This is a genomic window from Streptomyces sp. NBC_00224 (genome assembly GCF_041435195.1).
In the GTDB taxonomy this organism is placed as follows: domain Bacteria; phylum Actinomycetota; class Actinomycetes; order Streptomycetales; family Streptomycetaceae; genus Streptomyces.
The window spans coordinates 877,206-902,778 of the sequence record NZ_CP108106.1; the positions used below are offsets into that span (position 1 = coordinate 877,206).

General features: G+C 71.5%; 18 protein-coding genes. 6 read left to right on the forward strand and 12 right to left on the reverse strand.

Features of this window, described 5'->3' with window-relative positions:
• Positions 1–49: 49 nt before the first annotated feature.
• The 6 genes from OG965_RS03775 to eccD all read right to left on the reverse strand — a co-directional run bounded on the left by OG965_RS03775 (position 50) and on the right by eccD (position 6,345).
• Positions 50–2,083: a hypothetical protein gene (locus tag OG965_RS03775; RefSeq protein ID WP_371649068.1), complete on the reverse strand. Its 2,034-nt coding sequence runs from the start codon at positions 2,081–2,083 to the stop codon at positions 50–52.
• Positions 2,084–2,114: 31 nt separating this feature from the next.
• A complete protein-coding gene (locus tag OG965_RS03780) occupies positions 2,115–2,546 on the reverse strand; it encodes a hypothetical protein (protein WP_371649069.1) in 432 nt (143 codons plus the stop codon).
• Positions 2,547–2,572: 26 nt separating this feature from the next.
• Positions 2,573–2,875 carry a hypothetical protein gene (locus OG965_RS03785; protein ID WP_371649070.1) on the reverse strand — a complete coding sequence of 101 codons (303 nt, stop codon included), beginning with the start codon at positions 2,873–2,875 and terminating at the stop codon, positions 2,573–2,575.
• Positions 2,876–2,956: 81 nt separating this feature from the next.
• Entirely contained in the window at positions 2,957–3,286 is a 330-nt protein-coding gene (locus tag OG965_RS03790) for a hypothetical protein (RefSeq protein WP_371649071.1), read from the reverse strand.
• Between the two features lie 173 nt (positions 3,287–3,459).
• Complete coding sequence (gene eccB / locus OG965_RS03795) at positions 3,460–4,902, reverse strand: type VII secretion protein EccB (RefSeq protein ID WP_371649073.1); 1,443 nt, start codon at positions 4,900–4,902, stop codon at positions 3,460–3,462.
• Positions 4,903–4,941: 39 nt separating this feature from the next.
• Complete coding sequence (eccD, locus tag OG965_RS03800; RefSeq protein ID WP_371649074.1) at positions 4,942–6,345, reverse strand: type VII secretion integral membrane protein EccD; 1,404 nt, start codon at positions 6,343–6,345, stop codon at positions 4,942–4,944.
• A 236-nt stretch (positions 6,346–6,581) separates the two neighbouring features.
• Here eccD and eccCa point away from each other — a divergent pair, with 236 nt between their 5' ends.
• Entirely contained in the window at positions 6,582–10,508 is a 3,927-nt protein-coding gene (gene eccCa, locus OG965_RS03805; protein WP_371656836.1) for a type VII secretion protein EccCa, read from the forward strand.
• Between the two features lie 138 nt (positions 10,509–10,646).
• On the opposite strand, the gene OG965_RS03810 is transcribed toward eccCa, so the two are convergent.
• Together OG965_RS03810 and OG965_RS03815 are read right to left on the reverse strand one after the other, a co-directional pair.
• Positions 10,647–11,858, reverse strand: coding sequence for a S8 family serine peptidase (locus OG965_RS03810; protein WP_371649075.1), 1,212 nt, complete (start codon positions 11,856–11,858; stop codon positions 10,647–10,649).
• Positions 11,859–11,891: 33 nt separating this feature from the next.
• Positions 11,892–15,230, reverse strand: coding sequence for a right-handed parallel beta-helix repeat-containing protein (locus OG965_RS03815; protein ID WP_371649076.1), 3,339 nt, complete (start codon positions 15,228–15,230; stop codon positions 11,892–11,894).
• A gap of 279 nt (positions 15,231–15,509) precedes the next feature.
• Between OG965_RS03815 and OG965_RS03820 the strand changes: the two genes are divergently transcribed.
• Positions 15,510–18,254, forward strand: a complete 2,745-nt coding sequence (locus OG965_RS03820; RefSeq protein WP_371649078.1) for a BTAD domain-containing putative transcriptional regulator — start codon at positions 15,510–15,512, stop codon at positions 18,252–18,254.
• A 76-nt stretch (positions 18,255–18,330) separates the two neighbouring features.
• Here OG965_RS03820 and OG965_RS03825 read toward each other — a convergent pair whose 3' ends face one another.
• Complete coding sequence (locus tag OG965_RS03825) at positions 18,331–18,885, reverse strand: hypothetical protein (RefSeq protein ID WP_371649079.1); 555 nt, start codon at positions 18,883–18,885, stop codon at positions 18,331–18,333.
• 369 nt (positions 18,886–19,254) lie between these two features.
• Here OG965_RS03825 and OG965_RS03830 point away from each other — a divergent pair, with 369 nt between their 5' ends.
• A complete protein-coding gene (locus OG965_RS03830; protein WP_371649081.1) occupies positions 19,255–20,256 on the forward strand; it encodes a DUF1295 domain-containing protein in 1,002 nt (333 codons plus the stop codon).
• Positions 20,257–20,321: 65 nt separating this feature from the next.
• Here OG965_RS03830 and OG965_RS03835 read toward each other — a convergent pair whose 3' ends face one another.
• Positions 20,322–21,179 carry an alpha/beta fold hydrolase gene (locus OG965_RS03835; RefSeq protein WP_371649082.1) on the reverse strand — a complete coding sequence of 286 codons (858 nt, stop codon included), beginning with the start codon at positions 21,177–21,179 and terminating at the stop codon, positions 20,322–20,324.
• A complete protein-coding gene (locus tag OG965_RS03840; protein WP_371649083.1) occupies positions 21,176–21,799 on the reverse strand; it encodes a TetR/AcrR family transcriptional regulator in 624 nt (207 codons plus the stop codon). Before OG965_RS03840 ends, OG965_RS03835 begins: the two co-directional genes overlap by 4 nt.
• Before the next feature lie 364 nt (positions 21,800–22,163).
• Between OG965_RS03840 and OG965_RS03845 the strand changes: the two genes are divergently transcribed.
• Positions 22,164–22,331, forward strand: a complete 168-nt coding sequence (locus tag OG965_RS03845; protein WP_371649084.1) for a hypothetical protein — start codon at positions 22,164–22,166, stop codon at positions 22,329–22,331.
• A gap of 50 nt (positions 22,332–22,381) precedes the next feature.
• Here OG965_RS03845 and OG965_RS03850 read toward each other — a convergent pair whose 3' ends face one another.
• Positions 22,382–22,756, reverse strand: a complete 375-nt coding sequence (locus tag OG965_RS03850; RefSeq protein WP_371649086.1) for a VOC family protein — start codon at positions 22,754–22,756, stop codon at positions 22,382–22,384.
• A 387-nt stretch (positions 22,757–23,143) separates the two neighbouring features.
• On the opposite strand from OG965_RS03850, the gene OG965_RS03855 reads away from it, so the two are divergent.
• Complete coding sequence (locus OG965_RS03855; RefSeq protein ID WP_371649087.1) at positions 23,144–23,650, forward strand: hypothetical protein; 507 nt, start codon at positions 23,144–23,146, stop codon at positions 23,648–23,650.
• Between the two features lie 741 nt (positions 23,651–24,391).
• Positions 24,392–24,682 (forward strand): hypothetical protein, encoded by a 291-nt coding sequence (locus tag OG965_RS03860; protein WP_371649088.1) that lies wholly within the window; start codon positions 24,392–24,394, stop codon positions 24,680–24,682.
• Positions 24,683–25,573 lie beyond the last annotated feature (891 nt).

Genomic DNA, 25,573 nt, shown 5'->3' on the forward strand with positions numbered 1-25,573 from the left:
GGTTCGTTCTCGCGCTCGTGTCCCGGGCCGTCCGGCGGCCGCGCCTCGCTCACCGCCCGATCACTCCGGGCGCGGAGTCCGGGTCGGTGCCCCAGACCTCTTCCTCCTCGGAGAGCCACACGTTGGGGGTCCGGCCCGCCGCGGCGCCGCCCGGCGCCCCGCCGCCCCCGCCCATGCCTCCCATGGGCGGCATGTAGGGCGTCCCGGAACCGGAGGCCCCGCGGCCAAGAGCCCGGCTTTCGGCCGTGGCGACCTGCTTGGCCCGGTCCGCCAGCGCCGCCTCAGCGGCGCTCTCCCCCAGTGCGGCGCGGACGCGGCTGCTCATGCCGCTGCTCATGACGGACTGGTTGACGGGGTTGCCGTTGCTGTCGAGCATTCTGCGCACCCCCGCGCCGCCGGTCTTCGCCACACCCAACTCGCCGCTGGAGGCGGTGCTGACGGTCGCGCGGCGCGGCGGGCCCCAGAGCTCCTCGCCGGACTTGTTGGCGCTGCGGATCAGGCGCGAGTCGGTGTTGAGGGATTCCCGGATCCGGCGCAGTTCCGCGTTCGGGTCCCGCGCGCCGGCGCCGGTGTTGATGGCGGCCGGCGGCTGGATGCGGGAGCCCTTGGGAAGGATGAGGGGCTTCTTGCCCTTCCCCAGGACGGGTTTGCCGTTCGCTCCGGTGACGGCTCCGGTCCTGGGGTCGATGACGGCGCCCGGCGGAATGAGGATGGGCATGCCCTTCTCGTCCCTGAGCGGTTTGCCGTCCGGGCCCAGCACGACCTGCCCGAAGGAGCCGCCGGTGTTCTGGCCGTTGTTGCCCCCCTTGGAGCCGCCGCCCAGGAGATCCTTGGTCTTTGAGCTGGCTCCGCCCTTCGGGCCCGAGCTCAGGCTCTTCGGTACGGGGGGCGGTTTCACGGTCTGGTGCTGACCGCCACCTCCGCCCAGGCCGAGGTCTCCTCCGCCGGCCCCGCCGCCCTTCTCGCCGCCCTTCTCGCCGCCGCTGCCGCCGGATCCAGGCGGCGGCGGGCCCGCCCCCGGGCCGGGACCCGGTCCCCCGGGGCCCGCCGTCAGGAACTTGTTCGCGTCGTCCTGGGTGAATCGGAAGGCGAAGTCCGGGTTGACCGTGTGCAGATGCCGGGCGGCGGCGGCATAGGAGTTGGCGATGTTCACCACCGGCGCGTGGGCGGGCTGGTCGAGCCGCGTCTTGACGTCGTCCCACCAGCTGATCTTGGCGGCTCGCTCGAAGTTGAACCAGAAGCTGTCGTCCGCGGGCGACCCGGTCGCCTTGAACAGGTCCCGGAACTTCGCCGAGATCGTTTCGAGAGTGTCGGAGCCCTCGATGGTGACGGGGGTGCTCGCGGGGGCGGGGAACTTGGTGAACAGATGCCACATCGGCATGGCCCGCGGGTCTCCCCACCATCCGTCCCACACGCCCAGCAGATTCTTGAACTCCTTGGTGAGGGTGGTCCCGGTGTCACGCAGCGTCTTGGCGACCTGGCCGCCGTCGAGATACTTCCCCGTCTCGGCGACGGCGCGCGCGGCGGACACCAAGGTGGCCTTCATGAGCCCCGCGGCCTCGCCCTGCAGGTCGCTGTCCCCCTCGCCGACGTCACCGGACCAGGTGACGAACTGCTGCTCCCACGTCGTCAGCCACTTCCCCATGGCGTCGAGGGTGTCGGCGGCCGCGTTCAACGACGTGGCGTTGACGACGTTGTTCCCGACGGGCTGCAGCGAACGGACGATGGTGTTGGACGTACCGGTGAAGTCGGCGAGGGCGCCCTTGTCGTTGCCGTAGTCGTTCCAGTTGTACTTCAACCCGACGACGAAGGTCATGGGCCTAGCGAAGGTGAAGGACCATTCGTACCAGATGTCCACATCGAGGGCTTTGCGCTCGGCTGTGGTGTAGTACCCGCAGTAGTGCTTGGCGATCCACTGCGTCCCCGTGGCCCCCACGTCGGCCACGGCGAGGCGGTTGATCTTCCCCTTGACGTCGCCCGCGCTCTTGGGGTCGGCGAACGCGAGGATCATCTCGTCCCACACCGTCGATACGGTGCCGCCCCAGTCCTGCGGGGCGGGACCGGCGTGGGGGTCGGGGGTCACGGGGGGCACGGGGGTCCTTCGGGTCCGGGTGTCAGGGGGTGCTGGTGGCGGGCGGCTTGGGGCCGGCGGTACCACCACCGGGGCCCGAGAGCAGGTTGTGCAGGGTGCCGGCGAGGTCGGTCACGGAGATGGCATGGGCGTCCCGCTCCCCTTCGCCCAGCAGGAGGTCGACGTCGTCCATGGCCGACGCCAACTCGTTGACCTTCCCCTTGCCGTGTTCCAGCCGGGTGTGGAGCCCGGTCGCGAACGTCGTGAAGAGGGTGCCGAGGGTCTGCGCGGCGAGGAACTTCTCCGGCACGCCCAGCGCGAGGTGGGCCGAGGGCTTCTCCCCGCCGTAGTTGGCCAACTGCGGGTAGAAAGGCGAGGTGTTGAGGTCCGTCTCGAACTGGGCCACCCAGTCGATGTACTTGCGCAGGGCGTCCTCGGTGAACTTATAGGTGCCACTGCCGTTCTCGGTGGGCATGGGCGGCGCTCCGATCCCGCGGCCGCTCAGGCGCCCTGGAGGGCGGCCATGCGGCGCCGTCCGTTCAGGTCGCCCTCGATCTGCCGGTCGTGCATCCGCTGGAGCACGACGCGGGCCTGCTGGTAGTCGTTGTTGAGGGTCAGCTTCATGGACTTCAGCTCGCTCTCGAAGCTGTCCCACTGCTGGCGCGCCGCGCCCTGCAGCGTCTCGCGCAGGGCGTTGAAGTTCTGCTCCAGCCACTGCAGCGCGTCCACCATGTCGGCGTGCGCGCGGTCCATCGCGCTCACCGCGTCGGTGACACCCTGGTGACGGATCTCTACGTTGGCCATGACGGTCTCCTGCTGCTGTGCGGACGGGAACGGTGGGTGGGGACGGAAGTGCGGCGGGACGGGGCGGTGTACGCCCCCGTCTCACTTGCCGCCGAGGGCGAACACCAGGTTGTTGACGTAGCCGCCGGCGTCCTGCTCCCCCTCGTCGATCGAGTAGTTGACCTGGTGGGTGCCGTGCCGGAAGTTCTCGGTGACCTTGGTGACCCGGGCGTGGATGCGCAGCCAGTCGTCGATGGCGGCGCAGTGGCTCGCGCCGGAGCCGGCCTGGTAGGCCGTGGCGACCTGAGCCTGGATGCCGCGGACCGCGCGGCCCGCGCTCTCGATCTCGTCCAGATGCTGGGTGAGACCCGCGAGGGCACCCGACATCGCATCGTCGTTCTTCGCCAAAATCCCGTCGGGGGTCTGGGACACAGGGACTCTCCTCCTCGGATAAACACAGGCGGACGGTCTCGGCGGCGCATTTGTGCCGCTCATTTCACTGACCATCCGCCACGAGAGACGAACGATGTTTCCATATGGTTCCGGCGAAAGTTCAGAAGGAGATCAATAAAAGATCCAAGAAAGATTGATGCGTTTCTCCATCTCTATTTCCCGCCGTTTTCCGCAGCGGCCACCACAAGTCCCCGAGAACGCAGAGCGCCGACATCAAGGGCCGGTCCGGTGGGGAGCATGGACAGCAGCGCGGTGGGCAGCGCCACCGCGGACGCGGCCGGATATCCCAGTTGTTGGAGGGAGTCGGCGTCCGCGACGGGGTACTTGGCGCCCGACTCCGTCACCAGGTACAGCGCCCGGCCCGTGCCGCTCGACGACACCGCCCTGACCAGCGCGCCCGACCCGGCGCGCAGCGCCACCCGGTCCGCCGTACGGGCATCGGCGACCAGCCCCGGACCGGCCGCCGGGGGCGTCCCGGCCACCGCTGACACCTGCGGCAGGACCACGGAGACCGACGGGCCGCCCGCCCCGGTCGCCGTCACCGCGCACACCGCCTCGCCCGCCTCGACCTCCATCACCCGCGGCACGTCATCAGGCAGCCCCGGGCCGGGGGACGACGCCGCCGTGCCCGGTGCGCGGTGGCGGGCCAGATCGTCCGGCCCGACCGGAGCCTCCGTGACGGCGGCTCCGGCGTAAGCGGTGCGCTGGGTACGCGGATCGCCCTTGAGCAGCGCGTACTGCAGGGGCGTCAGCGGCGCCAGCCCGTCCGAGCGCAGCAGCAGGTGGTGCCCGGCGCCGTCGCCGAAGAGCTGGCCGACCCGGCTGGGCCGTCCGGCCAGCGAAGGCCCCTGCGCGCCGCGGCCCGCCACCTCCGGGGTGGCGAGGTCCGGGCCCGGGGGCAGCGCGTTCAGGAAGCCCTCGGGGACCGGGAAGGCCGGGGTGTCCCCGTACCCGAGGGCGGCGGGCGCCCCGTTGGCCGGGTCCACCCGCGACCGTGTGCCGTGCCACAGGAGATACGTGTCGTGCCGGGTGCCCCCACGGACCAGGACCGCCCGCCCGGCGGTGACGGGGCGGCCACCGGCGGACAGGCCCACGCCCAGCGTCAGCAGCGCCCCGTCACCGCCCGGCTCGGCCCGGGTGGCGCAGGCCGACCAGGCGTCCCGGCTGAGCCGGGACGCGGCCGGCAGCGCGTCGGGGGCGCCGACGATACCGAGGGCGGGGCCGCGCGGGGCTGCGGCGATCGACGCGGAGGACAGTGACTTGACGCTGAGCCGGTCCCCGGCGAGCAGCCGGGCCGAGCTCTGGTTGAGGACGGGGTGCAGCCGGCCGTCCAAGGACAGGTAGCGGGCGCCCGACTGCTTGTCGAGCACCAGCGTGCCCTCCTTCTTCCAGCCGTCCGAGCCGCCCGGCACCACGAATCCGTACACCGTCACGGCCAGCGCGACGAGCACCCCGATGGCCAGGCCGACGCCCATGCCGCGCGAGGTGCGCCGGTGGGGCGGCTCGGGCGCGTCCGGGTCGTCGCGGTACATCCCGGCCGCCACCCGGCCCATCACGAACATGTGGGCCTGGACCTGGTCCCGCCTGGACTGCATAGGGAGAGTGCCTTTCTGCGGATGTCGGGACGGCTGCGGTCAGCCGCCGAGCCCGCGCAGGTAGTGGAGGAGTCCGCTCGCCTCCAGGGCCAGCGGGATCAGGCAGATGGCGAGGAGCGTGTGCGTGAGGTCGACCGCCCGGCCCCAGTACGGCACGAGCCGGCGGCCCGGCACCGTCCAGCCCGCCACGGCGAGCACCGCGGCGAGGGCGACCAGCGCGCCTACCAGCAGCGGCCGCTGGGCCGGGCTCATGCGCAGCGCGTACAGGACGGCCAGCAGCACCGCGCCGTACGCACCGGACACCACCACCGCCAGCCGCTGCCAGCCGCCGCCCAGCGAGCGGGCGTGGACCAGCAGCAGCAGACTCAGCGCCGCCGTCAGGGCCTGGGCCGACCAGGAGGTCTGGCGGCCCAGCGCGGTGAGACAGCACGCCGACACCAGCGCCAGGGCCGCGCACAGAGCGGTCAGATACGCGTCGGCGACGGCGCCCCGCTCGGCCACCCGCTGTCCGGGCACCGGCTCGATGCCCTCCTGGAGTTCGTCGGCGTTGGTGGGCAGCAGCGGTAGGCGCAGCCCGGACAGCCGGAAGGCCAGCGAAGGCAGGAAGGCCCCCGCCGCGACCACCGTGACCACCAGCGGCGCCGCCGCCTCGGCCAGCGCCCCTGCCACCTCGTGGGACGGGTCGATCAGCAGCAGGACTGCGCCGCCCGCCGCGGTCAGGACGGCCGCCACGGCGGCGCCCACGAACAGCGGGGCGCAGGCTCCGACGGCCGCCAGGGCCAGCACCGCGCAGCCCGCCCCGGCGGCACCGCCCGCCAGCAGCCGCGCCCCCGCCTCGGCGCTGTCGCCCGACCCGCTCGGCACCAGGGCGCCCGCCAGGGCGAGATAGGGCACGGCCGCGATGCCCAGCGCTCCGCCCGCGCCCGCGTCGCCCAGCGCCCGGGACGCGGAGGCGGCCCCGGCGAGCAGCACGACGGCCACCGCCGCGCCGCACGCCGCACGCGTTCCGGGCGGTCCCGGCAGCACGACGGCGAACAGGCCGGCGGCCAGGGCGCACAGGGTCAGAGCGGTCATCAGCAGGCGCGACCAGCGCGGCCGCCAGCTGTCGGCGCGCCCGCGCAGACCGCTGGCGAGCCCTTCGACGAGGTCGTCGAAGTGGATGTCGGGCAGCGACTCGTCGCGGGGCCGCAGATGCAGGGTGTCGCCGTCGCGCAGGCCGAGGGCGGCGAGGGTGAGCTCCTCGTCCAGCGGGGCCTGGCCCAGCCGCTGCAGGACCCAGCCGCCCGCCTCCACCCCCTTCTCGTACAGGTCCGTTCCCGCCTGGTCGACGATCGCGGGCAGCAGATCCGCCAGGGCGATATCGCACGGCACCGCGAGTTCCAGGGACTTTTCCGGCGCCATGACCGTAAGGCGGCACAGCGCAGCGGTGGAATTGTCACTCAAGCCTTGAGGGTCCCTTCCGAATGTGAGGTCGACGCGATCTCGTCGGTCACATTATCGTGAGACGGGAGCGGGGGACGCGGGGCAAGTCCGCGAGAAACGCGGAGCCCGTCCCGAAATCCCCCGACGAGCGCCCGGTGACCGGATTTCCGCACCGGCCGCCCCGGCATTTCCCAGGAAGGCGAACCCCTTTGAGCGTGGTCCTCATCAAGAGGCCTCCCCGGCGTCTCGGCCCCGAGATGCCCGATGGCGAACTGAGCCTGCAAGAGCCGCCGTCGCTGCCCGAGACCCAGTCCGCGATGGGCAACATGGTCACGTACATGCCCATGGCGCTCAGCTCGCTCGGCATGGTGCTCATCTTCCTGCGGCCCGGTGAGGGCGGCGGGCCGCTGATGTACGTGGCCATCGGGCTGATGGCCGTCTCGGCCGTCGGCATGCTGGTCTCGCAGATCATCCGCAGCTCCGGGGACCGCAAGCGCCAACTGCGCGCGGAACGGCGCGACTACCTGCGCTACCTCTCCATCAGCAGACGTCGCATCCGCAAACTCGTGGCGCAGCAGCGGGCCGCGCAGTCCTGGCTCCACCCCGAACCGGCCGCCCTGTGGAGCCTGGTGCGCACCGCGCGGCTGTGGGAACGGCACGCCACCCACGACGACTTCGCCGAGGTCCGCATCGCGCTCGGCGAACAGCGGCTGGGGGTGACGCTGACCCCGCTGAGCACCAAACCGGTCGAGGACCTGGAGCCGCTGTGCGCGCACGCCCTACGCCGCTTCATCAAGGCCTACGCCACCATCCCCGACCAGCCGGTCGCCCTGTATCTGCGCGGTTACGCCCGCGTCCTGGTGCACGGGGACCCCTCCACCGCGGCGGCTTTGACGCGCTCCCTGATCGGCCAGCTCACCGTGCTGCACGCCCCGCAGGACCTGCGGATCGTGGTGGTGGCCGACGACGAGCGCAGGGCCGACTGGGAGTGGGTCAAGTGGCTCCCGCACGCCCTGCACCCCAGCGAGACCGACGGCCTGGGACCGGTGCGCCTGGTCACCGACTCACCCGCCGGTGTGGAGCGCCTGCTGGGCGGCGAGTTCACCGACCGGCCGCCGTTCGAGCCAGGCGCCCAGCCGCACGCCGACGAGCCGTACTACGTGGTGATCCTCGACACCCCCCACGTCCCGGCCGAACTGCGGCTGCTCGCCGAGGGCTACCGCAACTGCGCGGTCCTCGACGTGGCCGGGGCCCTGCCCTGGCGCCCCGGACGGCATGTCCTGCGGCTGCGGGCGACTCCCGGGCGGCTGGAGATGGTCCGCACCGACCGCTCCGGCAAGGAGAACACCACCTTCCTGGGCCTGCCCGACCAGCTCGGACCCCGCCGGTCGCGCGCACTGGCACGGCTGCTCTCGCCGTACCGGATGGGCGTGACCGCCGACACCGGCGAGGCACTCACCACCGACGTCCAACTCACCAGCCTGCTGGGCATCTCCGATCTGCGCGGCATGGACGTGGCCGCCGTCCAGAACGCCCGGGGCGGCGAGGCCCGGCTGCGCGTCCCGCTCGGCGTGTCCGGCGACGGCGCCCCGATCGCACTCGACATCAAGGAGTCCGCCCAGGGCGGCATGGGCCCGCACGGCATGCTCATCGGCGCCACCGGCTCCGGCAAGTCCGAACTGCTGCGCACCCTGGTCCTGGCGCTCGCCCTCAGCCACTCCTCGGAGACACTCAACTTCGTCCTGGTCGACTTCAAGGGCGGCGCCACCTTCCTCGGCCTGGACACCCTGCCCCACACCTCCGCCGTCATCACCAACCTGGCCGACGAGGCGGCCCTGGTGGAGCGGATGAAGGACGCCCTGCACGGCGAACTGATACGCCGCCAGGAACTGCTGCGGGCAGCGGGCAACCACACCTCCGCCCTGGAGTACGAGGCGGCCCGCGCGGCCGGTGCCGACCTCGATCCGCTGCCGACCCTGTTCGTCGTGGTCGACGAGTTCAGCGAACTCCTCGCCGCCCACAAGGACTTCATGGACCTGTTCGTGATGATCGGACGGCTGGGGCGCTCACTCGGCGTGCATCTGCTGCTCGCCTCGCAGCGCCTTGACGAGGGCCGGATGCACCAGCTGGAGTCCCACCTGTCCTACCGGATCGCCCTGCGCACCTTCTCGGCGATGGAGAGCCGGGGCGTGCTCGGCGTCCCGGACGCCTACCAGCTGCCGCCCGTACCGGGCAGCGGCATCCTCAAGAGGGACACCGGCGCCCTGGTCCGCTTCAAGGCCGCCTACGTCTCCGGCGCCTACCGGGGCGCCCGGCGGGTTGCCCAGTCGGCCGTGGCCGACCAGGTCGTGCCCTACCGCACCGAGTGGTCCGCGCCGACGGCTCCACCCGTCCCCGCCGCCGAACCGGAGAAGGAGTCCACCGACAGCCTGCTGGCCGTGGCCGTGGGGCGGCTGCGGGACGTGGGCCCGCCGGCGCACACGGTGTGGCTGCCGCCCCTGGACACACCGCCGACCCTGGACACCCTGCTCCCGGCGCTGCACACCGATCCCGTACGCGGACTGGGCGCCGACATCCCCACCGGGCGGCCGGTGCTCACCGTGCCGCTGGGCATCGTGGACCACCCCTTCGAGCAGACCCGGGAGCCCCTGCTCGCCGACCTCTCGGGGGCCGGTGGCCATCTCGCCGTCGCCGGTGGCCCGCAGAGCGGAAAGTCCACCCTGCTGCGCAGCCTGATCCTGGCGCTCGCCCTCACCCACACTCCCCGCGAAGTCCAGTTCTACTGCCTGGACTTCGGCGGCGGCACCCTGAACTCGCTGCGCGACCTGCCGCATGTCGGCGGTGTGACCGGACGGCTCGACCTGGAGCGGGTGGAGCGCACCCTCGCCGAGGTCAACCATCTCGTCGCCCGCCGCGAGCGCCAGTTCCAGGAGCTCGGCATCGAGTCCATGGCGGACCTGCGGGCCCGCCGGGCGGCCGGTGAACTGCCGGACGAACCGTACGGTGACGTCTTCCTCGTCATCGACGGCTGGGGCACCGTGCGCCAGGACTTCATGGACATCATGCCGATGTTCACCACCTTGGCCTCCCGGGGCCTGAACTACGGAGTTCACCTCGTCATCGCCTCGACGCGCTGGGCGGAGATCGGCACGGCGCTGCGCGACCAGCTGGGCACCCGCATCGAACTGCGGCTCGGCGACAGCATGGACTCGATGGTGAACATGCGCGCCGCCGCATCCGTGCCGGCGATCCCCGGCCGGGGCCTCACCGACACCCGCCACCACTTCCTCACCGCGCTGCCCCGCCTCGACGGCGAGGCGGACGCGGCGACTCTCGGCGCGGGCGTGGCCGACGCGGTCGCGCGGATCCGCGAGGCCTGGCCGGGCGCCCCCGCCCCGCAGGTGCGCACCCTGCCCGCCGTCCTCCCCCGCACCGAACTCCCCGACGCGCGTGTGGTCGAGGGCGATCTGCGGCTGCCGATCGGTCTGGAGGGCGAGCGGCTCGGCACGTTCGTCCACGACTTCGGGCAGACCCCCCACCTGCTGGTCGTGGGCGACGCCGAGACCGGCAAGAGCAACCTGCTGCGCGGGGTGTGCCGGGCGGTCGCCGAGCGGTACACACCGGAGGAGGCCCGGGTGCTGCTCGTGGACTACCGGCGCGGCCTGCTGGAGAGCGTGCCCGAGTCGCACCGGCTCGGCCACGCCGTCTCGGTCGACATCCTCAAGCAGGCCGTGGAGGGGGTGGCACGGGCCATGCGCGACCGGCTGCCCGGCCAGGACATCACCGCCGCCCGGCTCAAAAAGCGCGACTGGTGGACCGGCCCGCAGCTGTTCCTGGTGGTCGACGACTACGACATGGTCGCCGGATCCGGGCTCTCCAACCACTTCGGCCCGCTCCTCGACTACCTGGCGCAGGGCAGCGAGATCGGCCTGCACCTGGTGGTGGCCCGCAGTGCGAACGGGGCCGCGCGCGCCATGAACGACCCGCTGCTGCGCTCACTCCTGGAGGTCAACACCCCGGCCGCCCTGCTGTCCTGCCCGCCCTCCGAGGGTTATCTGTTCGGCAACACCAAGCCGCGCCAACTCCCGGTCGGCCGCGCCCAGTTGATCACCCGCCGGGGCATCACCCAGGTGCAGACCGCTCTCGACGAGGCAACCCAGGAGCAGACCTCCGGACGCTGGTGACCGCACCGCCACCACACGCCCGCCGGCAGGGGACCACACGGGTCTCCTGCCGGCGGGCGTCTGCCTGCGACCGGCTCCGAGCGCGTACGGAGGGGCTGCTCAGTCGCAGTCCGTCCGCACGGCCGCCGACGAGCGTTCTCAGCCCGCGCGGCCCGGACGCCAGCCGCGCCGCCGCGCCCGGGGCAGTACCACGGCGGCACCCGCCACCAGCGCGGTCACCGCGGCCGCCGACCCGGCGACGACCAGGGCTTGGCGCGGACCGTCGGCCGAGGCCCGGCGGGCCAGGGCGGGCGGAGCCGCCGCTCCGGACGCGTTCGCCGCGCGCTCGCCGTCCACCGCCGTGGCGGCGATCGCCTGGACGGGGTCGAGGGCCGCACCACCGGACGGGCCGTAGCTGGTGCCCGTGAGGCGCCGCCGCAGCTGATCCGCCGTCAGATCCGGTTGGCGCGCCAGGACCAGGGCGGCCGTGCCCGCCACGAACGCGGTCGCCACCGCGTCACCGCTCCCGGTGAACTGGCCCGGCCCACCGGGCCCCGGCCCGGTCACCGCCACGCCGGGCGCGGTCAGCGCGCCCGCGACGGCCACCTTGCCGCCGGCCCGCGCGGGCGGCGCCCCGTCCGGCCCCACGGCGGACACCGCGAGCACACCGGGCAGGGCCGCCGGGTAGGACGGGCCCTGCCCCTGACCCGCCGGATCGGCCGGCGCCACGATCAGCACGCCCTTGTCCCGGGCTTCACGCACCGCGCTCTTCAGATCCTCGGAGGCCTCGGTGACCCCGAGCGCCACGGCGATGATCCGCACCCCGGCGCCGGTGCCCGCCCGGATCGCCTTGGCCAGCGCCTGCGCACTCGTCGCGCCCTTTCGGTCGGTGGCCCGCACCGCGAGCACCCGGGCCCCCGGCGCGACGCCGGCCGCCCGCACGCCGTCCACCTGCCGGCCCACCACGACACCGGCAAAAAACGTACCGTGCCCCACACAGTCGTCGCCGGCGCTGCCGCCCGCCACCACATCGGGCCCCGCGACGACTTGGCCTTCCAGCGCCGGCACCTTCGCGGGCGCCGCGCCGGTGTCCACCACGGCCACCGTGACCCCGGCGCCACGGCTGAGCCGCCAGGCACCCTCCAGATCCAACGCCGCCTGAGCCCAGGGGAGTTGGTCCGTCTTCTTGGCGGAGGCAGGGGTGCATCCCTGGCCGTCTTCGAGCGTCGAGGGCACCGGCGGCAGGGAGACGTTGTCGCGGGCGGCCGCCTGGGTGGCCCCGGCGAGCGGAACGAGCAGGGCCGGCAGGAGAAGCGCGGCGGCCGCCGCCCGCCGGGGGCCGCGCCCACCGGCTCGCACAGAAGATCGCATGGTAGGAACCCAATCACACCCCGCGCACGCGCGTCACCGTGGACCGGGCTCTCCTCCCGCCAGGTCCTGGGGCAGCAGGCTCCGCAGATCCTCGACACCCGCCCGCGGCGTCCGTGAGAGCCGTCCCGCCTGACGGGTCACCATGCCCTCCAGGACCCGCCGGGCCTCCCGGGCGTTACCGAAGGCCCGGTCGCGGGGCAGTGCGGCGAAGTGTTCCCGTACGGCCGTGAGAGCGTCGGGCGTCAGCTCGTAGCCTGCCGTCTCGGCCTGCTTGCGTACGACGGAGACCAGTTCGTCGTCGCTGTAGTCGGCGAAATGGACCTGCCGCGAGAACCGGCTGCCGAGGCCGGGGTTGGAGGCCAGGAAGCGTCCCATGGACTCCGTGTACCCGGCGGCCACGACCACCACCTCGTCCCGGTGGTCCTCCATCAGCTTGACGAGGGTGTCGACCGCCTCCTGGCCGAAGTCCTGACCCTGTCCTCCCTCGGGGGTGAGGGTGTAGGCCTCGTCGATGAACAGCACTCCGCCCCGCGCCCGCTCGAAGGCCTCCTTGGTGAGCTGGGCGGTGTGCCCGACGTACCGGCCGACCAGGTCCGCCCGCGCCACCTCGATGAGCTGACCGCGCGTCACCACACCGAGGGCCGCCAGGAGTTCGGCGTACAGTCGGGCCACCGTCGTCTTGCCGGTGCCCGGGGAGCCCGCGAACACCAGGTGGTGGCCGACGGCCGGCGCGGGCAGGCCCGCCGCCCGCCTGCGCCGCCCCAGCTCCAGCAGATTCACCAGGTCCTGCACGTCCGACTTGACCGCCGCGAGACCCACCAGGGAGTGCAACTGCTCCAGGATCTTCGCGGAGCGGGCCCCGTCCTCGGGCACACCGCCGCCCGCCGGTTCACTCGCGCGCTCCGACACGTCCTGCGGCAGCAGCAGCGTCAACGCGTCCTCGTTCACATCGGCTACCGTCGCGAGGCGCAGCGCCTGCCTGTCCACCATCTCCTCGAACACCTTGCGGGCGGCGCGGCCGTTGCCGAAGGTCTCCCCCCGGGGCATGTCCTCGAAGTGGCCCTCCAGGGCATGCACAGTCCGCTCGGTGAGCGTGTAGTGGTGCGCCGCGCACATGGTGCGCACGATGGTCACCAGCTCCTGCACCGAGTAGTTCGCGAACTCGACCGTGCGGCTGAACCGCGAGGACAGACCGGCGTTGGAGCCGAGGAAGCGCTGCATCTGCGGCCCGTACCCGGCGGCCACCACCACGACGTCGTCGCGGTGGTCCTCCATCAGTTTCACGAGGGTGTCCACCGCCTCCTGGCCGAAGTCGGGCCCGGTGCCCGTGCCGTCCTGGGTGAGCGTGTACGCCTCGTCGACGAACAGGACCCCGCCGAGCGCCTTCTGGAACATCTCGGTGGTCTTGATAGCGGTGCCGCCCACGATCTGCGCCACCAGGTCGGCGCGCGACACCTCCACGAGGTGGCCGCTGCGCAGCACCCCCAGATCCGCGAGGATCGCCCCGTACAGCCGGGCCACGGTCGTCTTACCGGTGCCGGGCGGTCCGGCGAAGACGAGGTGACGGGCCGTCGAGGGGGCCGGAAGCCCGGCCTCCAGCCGTCGGCGCACCAGCCGGTTGAGATTGACCAGCGTCAGCACCTGCTGTTTGACCGCCTCCAGGCCGACCAGGGCCTGCAGTTCGCCGAGCGGGCCCTGCTGTCCGGCCTCTCCCCCCGATGCGGCACCCCGCTCGTCGGCGTCCGCCACGGGCGCCGCCAGGGGGCCGTTGTCGGCTCCGGCCCATACGTCGGGCCGGGCGTTGCTCCGGCTGACGAGGTCGTCGACGGCCAGCCGGGGAGCGTCCACCGGGGCCCGCAGCCCGGCGCCGCGGTTGTCCCGGACGGTGCATCCCGTGACCCCGACCGCCTCGGTACTGTCCACACGGATGCCGTCACCGGCGTTGTCCGCGACCTCGCAACCGCCGAGCGTGGCCCACCCGCCAGCGGCCACCACCACGCCGGCCGCCCCGTTGCCGTGGATACGCACCCGGGAGGCGGCGAGCGCCCCGCCGTGCTCGATCAGCGCGCCCTCGCGGCCCGAACCCGTCAGCTCGCCGTCGCGCACGGTGCAGCGGCCGTCCGCGCCGACCGACACGGCCGCGTCCTTGGCCGCCCGTACGACGGTCCGTCCGACGAACGGGTCTCCCCCGCCCGTCACCCGCAGTCCGGCCCGCCCGGCGCCGCTGATCTCACTCTCCTCGATCCGGCCGCGCCCTTCGCCGCTCACCTCCACACCGTGGCCCCCCACGGCGCTCACGGCGGCCCGGCGCAGCAGGGGGTTGGCTCCGCCCTGGATCAGCACGCCGCCGCCGCGCATGTCACGCACGTCCGGCCGGTCGAACTCGGCGACGCACTCCTCGGTGAGACAGATGCCGACCCCCTCGCCCCCGCGCACGGTGAGCCGGTCGAAGCCCGGCCCCGCGAAGCCTCCCACCCACACTCCGGCGTCGCCGCCCGCCGTCACCACACACTCCTCGAACAGCCCGCGCGCCCGCCCGGTGACCCGTATCCCGTTGCCACCGGTCCGTTCGGTGGAGCACCGCGCGAGGCGGGGGTCGCTGCCCTCGTCCACCACGATGCCGTGCCCGGCGATGTGCTGGAAACCGCAGTCCTCCAGCACGGCCCGGCCGGTGGTGGCCACATAGGCGCCGACGGCCGCGTCCCTGACCACCGTACGCAGCACGCGGGTGGCGCTGGCCTGCTCCAGCGCTATGCCCGGCTTGTCGGTGGCGGAGACCGTGCAGTCCTCGACAGTGCCCCGCCCCGTGCCGTTGGCGAGCACACCGTTGCCCCGCGCGTCACGGATCACACAGCGCCGTATCCACGGATCGGCGTCCTCACTGATCACCAGACCGGACGTGCCGAGGTGTTCGACGACACAGTCCTCGATGACACTGCGCGCGTCGGCGGTGTCGACGATCCCGGCGCCCGCGGGGTTGACCACCCGGCAGTCCCGCATCGCCAGCGACCCTTGTCCGCGGGCGAGGACGGCGGTCCAGCCCGCGCCGATGATCTCGCACCTCTCCAGCGCGACCTGCCCCCGGGCGACATCCAGTGCGGGCAGCTCCTCGTCCTGCCCCCGCACGGTCAGACCGGAGAGCTTGGCCGCCTCGGCAGCCACCGTGAGCGCGCCGCCGCGCGGCAGCACCAACTCGACGGTGCCGGGCCCCTCCTCCGCCACAATGGTGACCACCTGCGAGATGACCAGGCTCTCCTCGTACCGGCCGGGCCGCACGGAGATCACCGCACCCGGGCCCACCCGCGCCAGCGCCGCACCGAGAGTGGTGCAGTCGTCGTCCTCGGCCCGGCCGACCGTCTGATGGGACCTCACGCGAACCCTTCCTCCCCAAGTCACCCCGCCGGCCACGGCATCGCCCCAGCCACCCTCATCATGCCTGCTCACCCGCACACTTGTCCCCGGAGCACTGTGCGGTCATTCCGTCACACAATGATCAATTACGCTGGTGAGCGCTGTACCGCAACCGCGGTCACGCCCCCGTGGCCCGGTCCCGAGCCCAGGTTCCCGCTCATGAGAGGCATCCGCATGCCCCCCTGCGAGACAACCGTCAGTTCAGCACCCCACCGGTCACCCGCACCCCGGGGTGCGGCGATGCTGACGATCCGGGTGCTCGGTGAGGTCGGGGCGCGGCTCGACGGCCAGGCGGTCCCGCTCGGCGGCCCGCAGCAGCGTGCCGTACTGGCCATGCTCGCCCTGCGCTCCCCCGAAGTCGTCGCGGTCGGCGAACTGGTGGCCGGGGTGTTCGGCAAGGAGCCACCGGCCCGCGCGGTCGGCATGATCCGCACCTACGTCGCCCAGCTGCGCAAGCAGCTGGACCCGGAGCGCGCCAACCACGCCAAGTCCCAGGTGATCGTCGCGGCCAGCGGCGGCTACCGGCTGGCCCTGCCCGCCGAGGCACTCGACGCGGCCGAGTTCGACCGTCTCGTGGAGTCCACCGGGCAGCTGAGGGCGGGCGAGGACGATACCGAGATACGGGACGTCCTCGGACGCGCCCTCGCACTGTGGCACGGCGAGCCGCTCACCGGGCTCCCCGGCCCGTACGCGGAGGCACAGCGCCGACGGCTCGCGGAGAGCAGGACGGCCGCGGCCGAGCGCGCGGCCGGATGCGACCTGGCGCTGGGCCACCACACCGAGACCGTCCCCCGCCTCACCGCCCTGGTGGCCGAGAACCCCTTGCGCGAGGGGCTGCACGAACTGCTGATGCTCGCCCTGTACCGCTGCGGGCGCCAGACCGACGCCCTGGAGGCCTACACCTCGGTGCGGCGCACCCTGGTCGACGAACTGGGCGTCGAGCCGGGCCCCCGACTCCAGGACCTCCACTCCCGCATCCTCAGCGGCGACCCGGGGCTGCTGCCCCCAGTGCCGTGCTCCCCCGCCCCCACACCGCCGAAGCCCGAGACACCCCGGCCGCCCGCGCCCGCCGCCCGCCCCCGCGCGCTGCTGCCGCGCCGACCGGCCGGCTTCACCGGCCGCGCCACGCAACTCGCCGCCCTCGACGCGATGCTCGCCGAGGCCCACGACCCCGCGGTGTGCCTGGTGACCGGGCCGGCCGGAATCGGCAAGACCGCGTTCGTGTCCCACTGGGTCCACCGGGCCGCGGACCGCTTCCCGGACGGCGTGCTCTTCGTCGACCTGGACGGCTTCACCGACACCGCGCCCCCCGCCGACCCGGCGTCGGTCATCCGGGACTTCCTCGTGGCCCTGGGCATCGCCCCCGACGACATCCCGGAGAACCCGCGCGCCGCCGAAGGGCTCTACCGCTCCCTGCTCGACGGCCGCCGCGTCCTGGTCGTCCTCGACAACGCACGCTCCTCCACCCAGGTACGCCCGCTCCTGCCCGCCACCGACGGCTCCGTCACCGTCATCACCAGCCGCAACCGCCTGTCCGGCCTGGTGGCCAGCGACTGCGCCCGCCCGCTGCCCCTGGACCGCCTCGCCTCGCACGAGGGCACCGGCGTGCTGCGCGCGGTCCTGGGCGAGCGGCGGGTCACGGCCGAACCCGAGGCCGCCCTGCGCCTGGTGGACCTGTGCGACGGCCTGCCCCTGGCGCTGCGGCTGGCCGGGGCCCGCCTCGCCTCCCGCCCCGGCCGCTCCCTGTACGACGCCGCCGAGGAACTGCGCGACGAACGCCGCAGGCTCTCCCTGCTCACCACCGACGACCTGGACTTCGTATCGGTCCTACGGCTGAGCCTGCGCCCCCTCACCCCGCGCGCCGACAACCTCTTCCGGCAACTGGCGCACCACATCGGCCCGGACATCGACGAGAGCGCCGTGGCGGCGCTGGCCGGGTGCGACATGGAGAGCGGCCGCACGGCCCTGGACCAGCTGGTCACCGCCAACCTCGTGGACCAGCGGGCGGACGGCCGCTACGCCCTGCACGACCTGGTACGGCTCTTCGCGCGTTCCCTGTCCTCCGGGGGCCACCCGGACGGGCTGCTGCGGCTGCTCGACCACTACCTGTGCGGCGCGCTGGCCGCCGCGACCGCCGCCGAGCAAGGCAGCCAGCCCTGCTGCCGACTGCCCGAGGACGTCCACCCACCCGTCATGCCGTTCGCCTTCGCCGACCGCGCCGCCGCCATGCGCTGGTACGGCATCGAGCGACGCAACATCGTCGCGGCCACCGCCGCCGCGGCCACCGCAGGGCACCCCGACCGCGCCTGGCGCCTGGGCGTACTTCTCTGGCCCCTGATGGTGCAGCAGCCCCGCGCCGACTGGGAGCCGACCCTCGGCCACGCCCTGGACGCGGCCGTCCAACTGGGCGACCCGGACGCCGAGTCACGCGTACGCACGCTGCTCGGCTGGATACTCAGCGACGGCGGACACCACCGCGAGGCCCTGACCCATCTGGTGCACGCCCCCCGTCTTGCCCGGCTGGCCGGGGACCTGCCGGGCGAGGCGCTCGCGCTGATCAACCTGGCGCACGCGCACGAGCAGTTGGACGACCCGGTGGCGGCGGTCGCCGGGTTCGCGCGGGCCGCCGCACTCGTTCGGGACGCCGGCCACCCCCACACCGAGATGCTCACGCTCTACCACCTGGCCCGCCACCACCTCCTGGACCACCGCCCCCAGGAGGCGCTCGACCACGCGCGCCACGCTCTCACCCTCGCCCCGCCGCACGAGGTCGCCGCCCGCCGCGCCATGCTGCTGGACATCTGCGGGCAGAGCCTGCTCGCCATGGGCCGACCCGTCGAGGCACGCGACCACTTCGAGCGGGCCCACCGGCTGGCCGAACAGGAGGGATACACCGAACTCGCGGCCGAGTGCCTGACTCGGGCGGCCGCCGTGCGGAACGAGCACCCCCGCTCAGCGCGGACCGCAGGGGTTCACTCGGCCTGAGGCCCCCGGCGGGGGCACGGCGACGACGCTCTACCGCCGCCGCCAAGCCCGCCCGGTCCGTCCCACCGGCGACGCGTCACGATCCGTCGGTGATGTAGTAGTCGTTCTTGAGGTACTCCAGGGTGTAGCTGCCGAGGTCGCTCTCGGAGAAGGTGGCGGAGGACCTGACCGCTTCGAGCGGCATCTCGATCTTGTCGGGCGTGCGCACGGAGATGCGCCGCGGGTCGACCGTCGCGGTTTGCAGGGCCTTCTTCTGCGCGGGTGAAATCATCTGGAACACAGCGACGTACGTGGACGTGCACGGACCGAATCCCTTGTCCTGCGCCTTCTTCGCGCCGGGCCCGGCCACTTCGCAGACCGTGGCGATGTCCTCACGGCCGAGAGCGTGGAGGTACTGCTCGTACCGCTGGATCGCGCGCTCCTTCGTCCTGGGTGCGGGCTGGTTACGGGCCGGCGTGGACGACGGCTTCGACGACGGCTCCTCGGTCCGAGCGGACGCGGACGGCGTGGCCGACGGCTCTTCTGCCCGCGTGGACGCGGACGACTGCGAAGGCTTCGCGTCCGCGCCCTCGTTCGTTTTCTCCGGACCGCACGCGCACGCCATCAGCGCCACGCAGGCCGATACCGCCATGCTCACCATCATCCGCGTTCTCATACGGTCCCCTCCACCAGCCGACTACACATCGGGAGATCACGCAGGATCCTGGGGAACGGTTCCCGAGCCGGTCCAGGAGTCGTGATCGCTGCCGCGCTCGTCGTCATCCCGCCGAAGCCCGTGAGTCGACCGCCCCCGGAGGCCTGGTCGAGCCCGGTTGCCCCGTAAATCTTTCGCATTCATTTCACCCTACGGGTCAAATCTTTCACGCTCGACACAGCGCCTGCCCGCATAACTCTCAGGATATTGACAGGGCACTCAAGCCACGCTTAGCGTTCGCCGCATAACGGGAAGCTTTCCGTTGAAACAGCCCCCGTCTACTTCCAGGGCCGGAACGGAGATTCCTTGAAAACTCGAATCATCAACTTCATCCCATTCCTGGCCTGCTGGCTCCCCCTGGCAGCTATCCCGATGACCCGCACCTTTGCGATCTGCAACCTTGGAATTCAACTTGCGATCTTCATTGCGGCGGCCAGTATCCCCGGTTGGCATACCGGGCGGCTCTCGTACGTTGACTTCGCCTGGTCGTTCGGTGTCTTCTGCATCGGAATCGAGACCGCTGTGTTTGCTCAGACCTTCACACCACAGGTGGCGGCGATAGCCGGCTTCTATCTATGGTCCGGTGGGCGCATGAGTCTGCTGACGGTGCGTCTGTACACACCTCGGCTGCTGCAACGCGACTTCCCCCGCTACATCTACCAGCGCAAGCGCTGGACCGCGGAAGGGTTCAGGAGCGAGCGGCTGTCCATCCAGTACGAGATCATGCTGCAGGCCACGGCCAACGCCTCGGCCCTCGCGCTTCCCGGCATCATCGTATCGACTGACTCCGCCTCGCATTTCGGCGCTTACGAGACTGCCGCAGTAATCCTGTGGGCGACCGCTTTCGGTCTCGAACGAATCGCGAGCCGGCAGAAGAGAACGTTCACTCAGGGCCAGAACACTGACACCGACGTCTGCACCGTGGGCCTGTGGCGCTACAGCCGACACCCCAACTACTTCTTCCACTGGCTGCAATGGGTCGCGCTGGCCGCACTGGCCATCCCGTCCGCCCTCGCCTCACGAGACCAGCACAATGGCGTGCTCGCCGCCCTGCTGGTGGTCGGACTGCTGCGCACGGCCCATCTCATGTACTACACCATGGTGCACTACACCGGAGCGGTACCAGCCGAGCATTTCAGCGTCAGCAAGCGCCCCGCCTACGCGGAGTACCAGATGACCGTGAACCGCTTCTTCCCCGGCCCGCGCAGAAGGACCCGCGTCCCAGTACGCGGCAACCACACGCACCGTCAACTCCATAAGCCGGAGATCAACGACGCACTTCGAGACCTCGAAGTACCGTCGGCGTAGACGGCCCGGAGAGTAGGTCTGGGCGTAGTTGTCGAAGTACTTGAGAAAGTGGCTCTGCTACACGCTCACTTGATCCGTTCCAGGAACGGGACGATCGCATCGATGAAGTGCTCGTTCCGATCGCCAGCCACCATGTGCCCCGCGTCAGCCACATCGACGTACCGCGCGTTGGGGACCCTGTCACAGAACTCCTCTGCGATGTCTTTGCGCACCACGTCGCTGATGCCGCCGCGGACGAGCAGGATCGGCACGGCGGTGTGGCGCGCGGCATCGAGGAGACGCTCCGCCATGCCGGGCGGGTCCATCCGGCCCTCGAAGCTGTCCAGCATCCGGGGGTCCCAGTGCCAGACCCAGCGATCGCCGTGGCGTCGCAGGTTCTTCCGTATCCTCTCGGGGTCGCCCGGAGGTGGGCGATGCGGAAGGTGGGCGGACACCGCCGCGGCCGCTTCCCCCACGCCGGCGAATCCGTCCGGCCGGCGGCGCATGAACTCGATGATCCGACGAACCCCGCGGGGATCGGGTCGATGAGCGACGTCGACGAGCACCAGGGCGCGAATCACCGCCCTGGGCACCTCTCCGGCGGCGAGCAGCGAACTCAGGCCGCCGAGCGAGGCACCGACGAGCATCGGCCGCTCGCCCAGTTCGGCGACGAGCGCCCGGACGTCGTCGGCGAACAGGTCGAGGTCGTAGTCACCATCGGCCGACCATCCGCTGGTGCCGTGCCCTCGCAGGTCCGGGGCGATGACCCGCCACCCCAGCGACGCCAGTCGAGGGCCGGTCCGATCCCAGGTGTGTCGCGTCTGGCCGCCGCCGTGCAGCAGGACAAGAGGCGGCGAGGACGCCTCGCCCCACACATCGGCCGCGAGCTGGATCCCTCCGCGTCCCACGAAGCGTCGGGGCCGTGGCAGTGCGCCGGCCGTCATACCGCACCTCGGGTCCGCAGCGGCGCCAGCAACTGTTCGCGGTGAGGATCCGCAGCCGCCGCGGCGAGTGCGACGTCCAGCGCGAACAGGGCACGCGCGAGGAACCGGTCATCGTCGATCAGGGCGGCGACCCACTGATGCAGCGCGCCCACACACGAGGTGGCGACAACGGCGGCCAAGGCGTCGGTGTCGATGTCGGCGCGCAGGAGGCCTTGTGTCTGTGCGTCCGCCATCGCCCGGCGGAGCTGGGTGAGCGGACTGCGTTCGAGCACGAGGCCGCTTTCCTCCCACTCACGCACCATGCGACGCGAAACGACCGGGTCGCCCACGAACAGCCGGACGGTCGACCTGACGACCTCCCTCGGGTCATCGGCTCCCAGCACCGCCAGGCGGCGCTCCAACTCGTCCATGAACCCGGCGGCGAGCGCCTCCCAGATCTTGTCGCGCGGTCCGATCAGGTTGTACACGGTGGCCGGGGCGACCTCCGCTAGCTCGGCGATCCGCTCGGTACTGATCACCGATTCCGGGCTGTCCCGCAGGAGTTCACGCGTCGCGTCGAGGATCCGGATCCGCCGCTGAGCCTTGTGCTGCTCACGCAGTCCCCCTTCGACCGGCTCCATACGCACACACCCCTTCGTAACACTTAGAGAGCACTTTAAATTTAGAGGAGCCTCTAGATCTGGGCAAGTGTCGAGAGAGACTGTCCCGTGTCGGTGGGCGTCGGCGTCATTGCCACGGTCGCTGGATGGAGAGCTGGGACGCGGGCGCCGTACGCGCTCGGGTACGCAAGATGGCAGCACGGGACCCAGGGCGGGAGCGCTTCGGGGCGGATACGCCACCGGTACGAGCTGACACCCCCGCTGCCGGAGGCGGAGATCAGGGCGTTCGAGGAAGCCCACGGCGCCGATCTGCCGGTGGAGTACCGGTCCTTCGTCGCGGAGGTTGGGCAACGGCCCCGCCGGTCCTGGCCACGGGTTGATGCCGTTGACCATCCCCCGACCGGAGGCCGGCGAGGAGTGGGCCGTGGACGACGAGTGGGAAGAGGACCGACTGCCGGGCCGACTGGCCGTGTCGAGCGTGTCCTCCGCCGAGTCCCACCTCGTGAGAGCCACCGCGCCCTCCTTGCCAGCACCGCAGATCTCCACGGGATAGATGTCGCTGACGTCAACGCCGCCACAGTGGCTGCGGTGGGCCCGATGGGCTCAGTGAAGGCAGAGGCAGAACGGATGGCCGGCCGGGTCCGCGTAGACCCGCCAGTTGGCCCCAGGGCGGAGCTGGTCCGTGCGCTCAAGCACCGTCGCACCGAGGGCGAGCACCCGCTTCTCCTCCCCGTCGAGATCGTCCACATCGAAGTCCAGGTGGAGCTGCTGCGGGAACTGCTGGCCGGGCCATTCGGGCGCCCGGTAACCGTCCACCCGCTGGCAGGCCAGTGGCGTCCCCTCGAACCCGTGCACCTCGACCCAGTCGGAATCCTCCGCATCCGCCACCACCCGGCCGCCGAGCAGATCCGCATAGAACCCCGCGAGCCGTACCGGATCGGCACAGTCCAACGCGACCGCCTGCAGCTTTCGAATCACTTCCGACACCCTTCGCTCTTCAGCCACTTCCGCAACGCCGCTGTACGGGAGGGGTCGTACCCACCGCGGCGGCGGCCATGCCGGCGGCGGTACGCCGGACCGCCGCCGGGCTTCACAAAAAGGGGAGGCGGCAGCGGGATCCGCCACCCGCCGTCAGTAGGCGACGTATCCCGTCGAATTGTTGCCGCCCCGGAACTCCAGGTAGAAGCCCCAGCCGTCCGGGACGTAGGAGGGGTGTCAAAACATAGGCCGGGCCCGGCGGAAGCGATCTGGAGCATGGCGGTCCCGTCGAGAATCACAGCGCGTGCAGCCACAAAGGCTGTCGCTTCCGACACTTCCATGTCGACCGGGCTGAGCCCCCGTTGCTCGAAGTGATCGGAGGACGCGATGAACCTTGAGATGGTCCGTGAGCAGACGCGCTCATATTTCACCGACGTGCTGCTGAAAGGTACGTACATCCTTGGCTATGTGCTGACGACGGCGGGTGGTGTGTTCGGCGCGTACTGGCTGATCCTGCTGAACGGCTCGCTGGCAGCAGCGGGCCTTGGTGGTGCTGGTGCGCTTGCCCAAGCGTCCCGGGCCGTGCAGAAGCATGAGCGCGAGCGCAAGGCTGCTCGCCTGGCCGCCTGGGCGGCGTGCACCCCGCCGATCATCCAGGCCAATATGGTCCGCGAGATCCGGTCCTTGATGGGCGACTGGGTACGCCGAGCGGCCCTGGCGTGCTCGGCGGTTCTTTGTCTCGCGGGCATCGCCGCCGGCATCTTCTTTCTGGCCTGCCAGAACGCGGCGATGGGCGGGGGGTGCCTGGTCTGGGCGGCACTCGTGTTCAAGCTGACGTGGTGGCTCTCGCGGCAGTTGGAGAAACGTCAGGCCGCGCGTGCGGTCCGGCTGTGAGCTTTGGGCCTTGGCTACATCCAGGGGCGGTCTCCACCGTGGTCACGCAGGAACTCCGCAGGGGTTACGCCTTCGAAGCGGATATCGCCGGCTCACCAGCTCCAGGCGATGCTCGCGCTGCACAAAGAGGACGAGCGGCTGCGCAAGCGCGTCGACGAGATGGTGCTGCACTGGGGGTAGCACCGGCGGCCATGCCGACCGCTGTACGTACAGAAGGCCGGTCCCTCAGAAACGGGGACCGGCCTTTCGGTACGGGTCATGCGCCAACATAGACCCGTAAACGCCCTGGTCAGCTGTGGTTGGAGCCAATAGCAATCAGGACACGGCACACCCATTCCACTGGGGAGGGGCTGCTTCGTACGCTGAGCATCGCAAGCAGAAGGCGTACGCGCAAACACAGATGGGATGTGGATGAGCATCCCAGGCCCGGTTTCGTACGTCATCACGCATGGTTGCCGTACCGCACGCCTGTGACCAGGAACTTCGTCAATCGTCCTCCTGCTACCACAGTTCCCTGGCCATGCAGCCCCCGCCCGGAGCAACGCCGGGATGCACATGCACCAAAACCCCGATGACCATACGAGCGGGGATAGAGGGGCCGTTCGGCCTGAGATGCTGGTGTACAGCAGGACGGGAACCAAGCCAAGGCGCCGCCAACCGCCCTTGGTTCTCACCGAATTGGAGCCAGTAGCAGCCGCCCGGCGGATACTCGGCCGCCGGGCGGCCATGGAAGGAACCCCCATGGCAGGCAAGCCCCCTACACACCCAGTCTCATCACCGTCCCCGGAGCACGTACCGGACGACGAAGCGCTCCCCTCCCAGCGCCGACTGGGCGGCGCCGAGGCGGCCGTCGTCATCGTCCTCGTCGTCACCGCGGCGGTGCTCGCCAAGACCGGCATGCCGCTGTCGGCCGTCCTGCAACTGCTCCTGGGAACAGGTCTGATCGCCACCGTGACCATCACGGCGCTGCACATCCGGTCCTCCCGGCGCCTGCGCAAGGTGATGCGGGCTGTCTTCGGCGCGATCCAGTAAGGGGGGACGTCATGGGCCGCAAGGAACAACCCATCGACCGCACCCTGCGACACAACGCACAGCTCGCGGCCTTCCTGCGCACGCGCCGCGCGCTCGGCCCGCACTCATACTCCGAGCTCGCCGAGCACAGCGAGTACAGCCGACACACGCTGCAGCGGGCCGCTGCCGGCGGAGCGACAGTCCCGCCCTGGCCGGTCGTCGCGTCCTTCGTGGCCGTCACCGCTCGGGCCCTGGTCTACTACGCGGAGCACCCGGACGAGACGCAGAGGGCGATGGAGCGCGCCAAGTCCCTGTGGCGCAAGGCGCGTTACGAATCACGACAGGAGACTCGGCCTCGCCGCCCCGAGCCGCCCGTCCTGGCGCTTGTCCGGGATGAAGCGGACCTGTCGGCCGTACTGATCGAACTCTCGAACGCGCAGGGGCGCCCTCCATGGAGACCATGGAGGGACAGGCGGGTGGGATGGGCCGCCGCCCGCACAGCACTGCGCACCGCATCATCACCCGCAAGGCACTGCCCAGCTCATACGACCAGTTCAGTGCCTTCCTGGACGCGTGCGAAGTCCGGCCGGGGATGCGCGGTCCGTGGGGCAGGATGTGGGACCGCGTCTTCGGACGGTCATCGGCCCTGCAGCCCAACCCTGCCCCCCGATCACCCGTGCCGGATCCCGGATCACGAAGTACACCTGGCGTCTTCCGTGTATCCCGGCACGGCACCTTCCAACTGGTACGTGACAAAGCCCAGGTGACCGTGTGGGACCTGAGGAATGGCACTCGGGTGGCGTAGACAGCAGCTCACGCTGACCCAGCCGGGATGCCGGGGGCGGACTGCCGACTGCGGTCGTGTGTGTCTTCATGATGACGGTCCTCTCGATCAGGTCATGACTGTCTTGA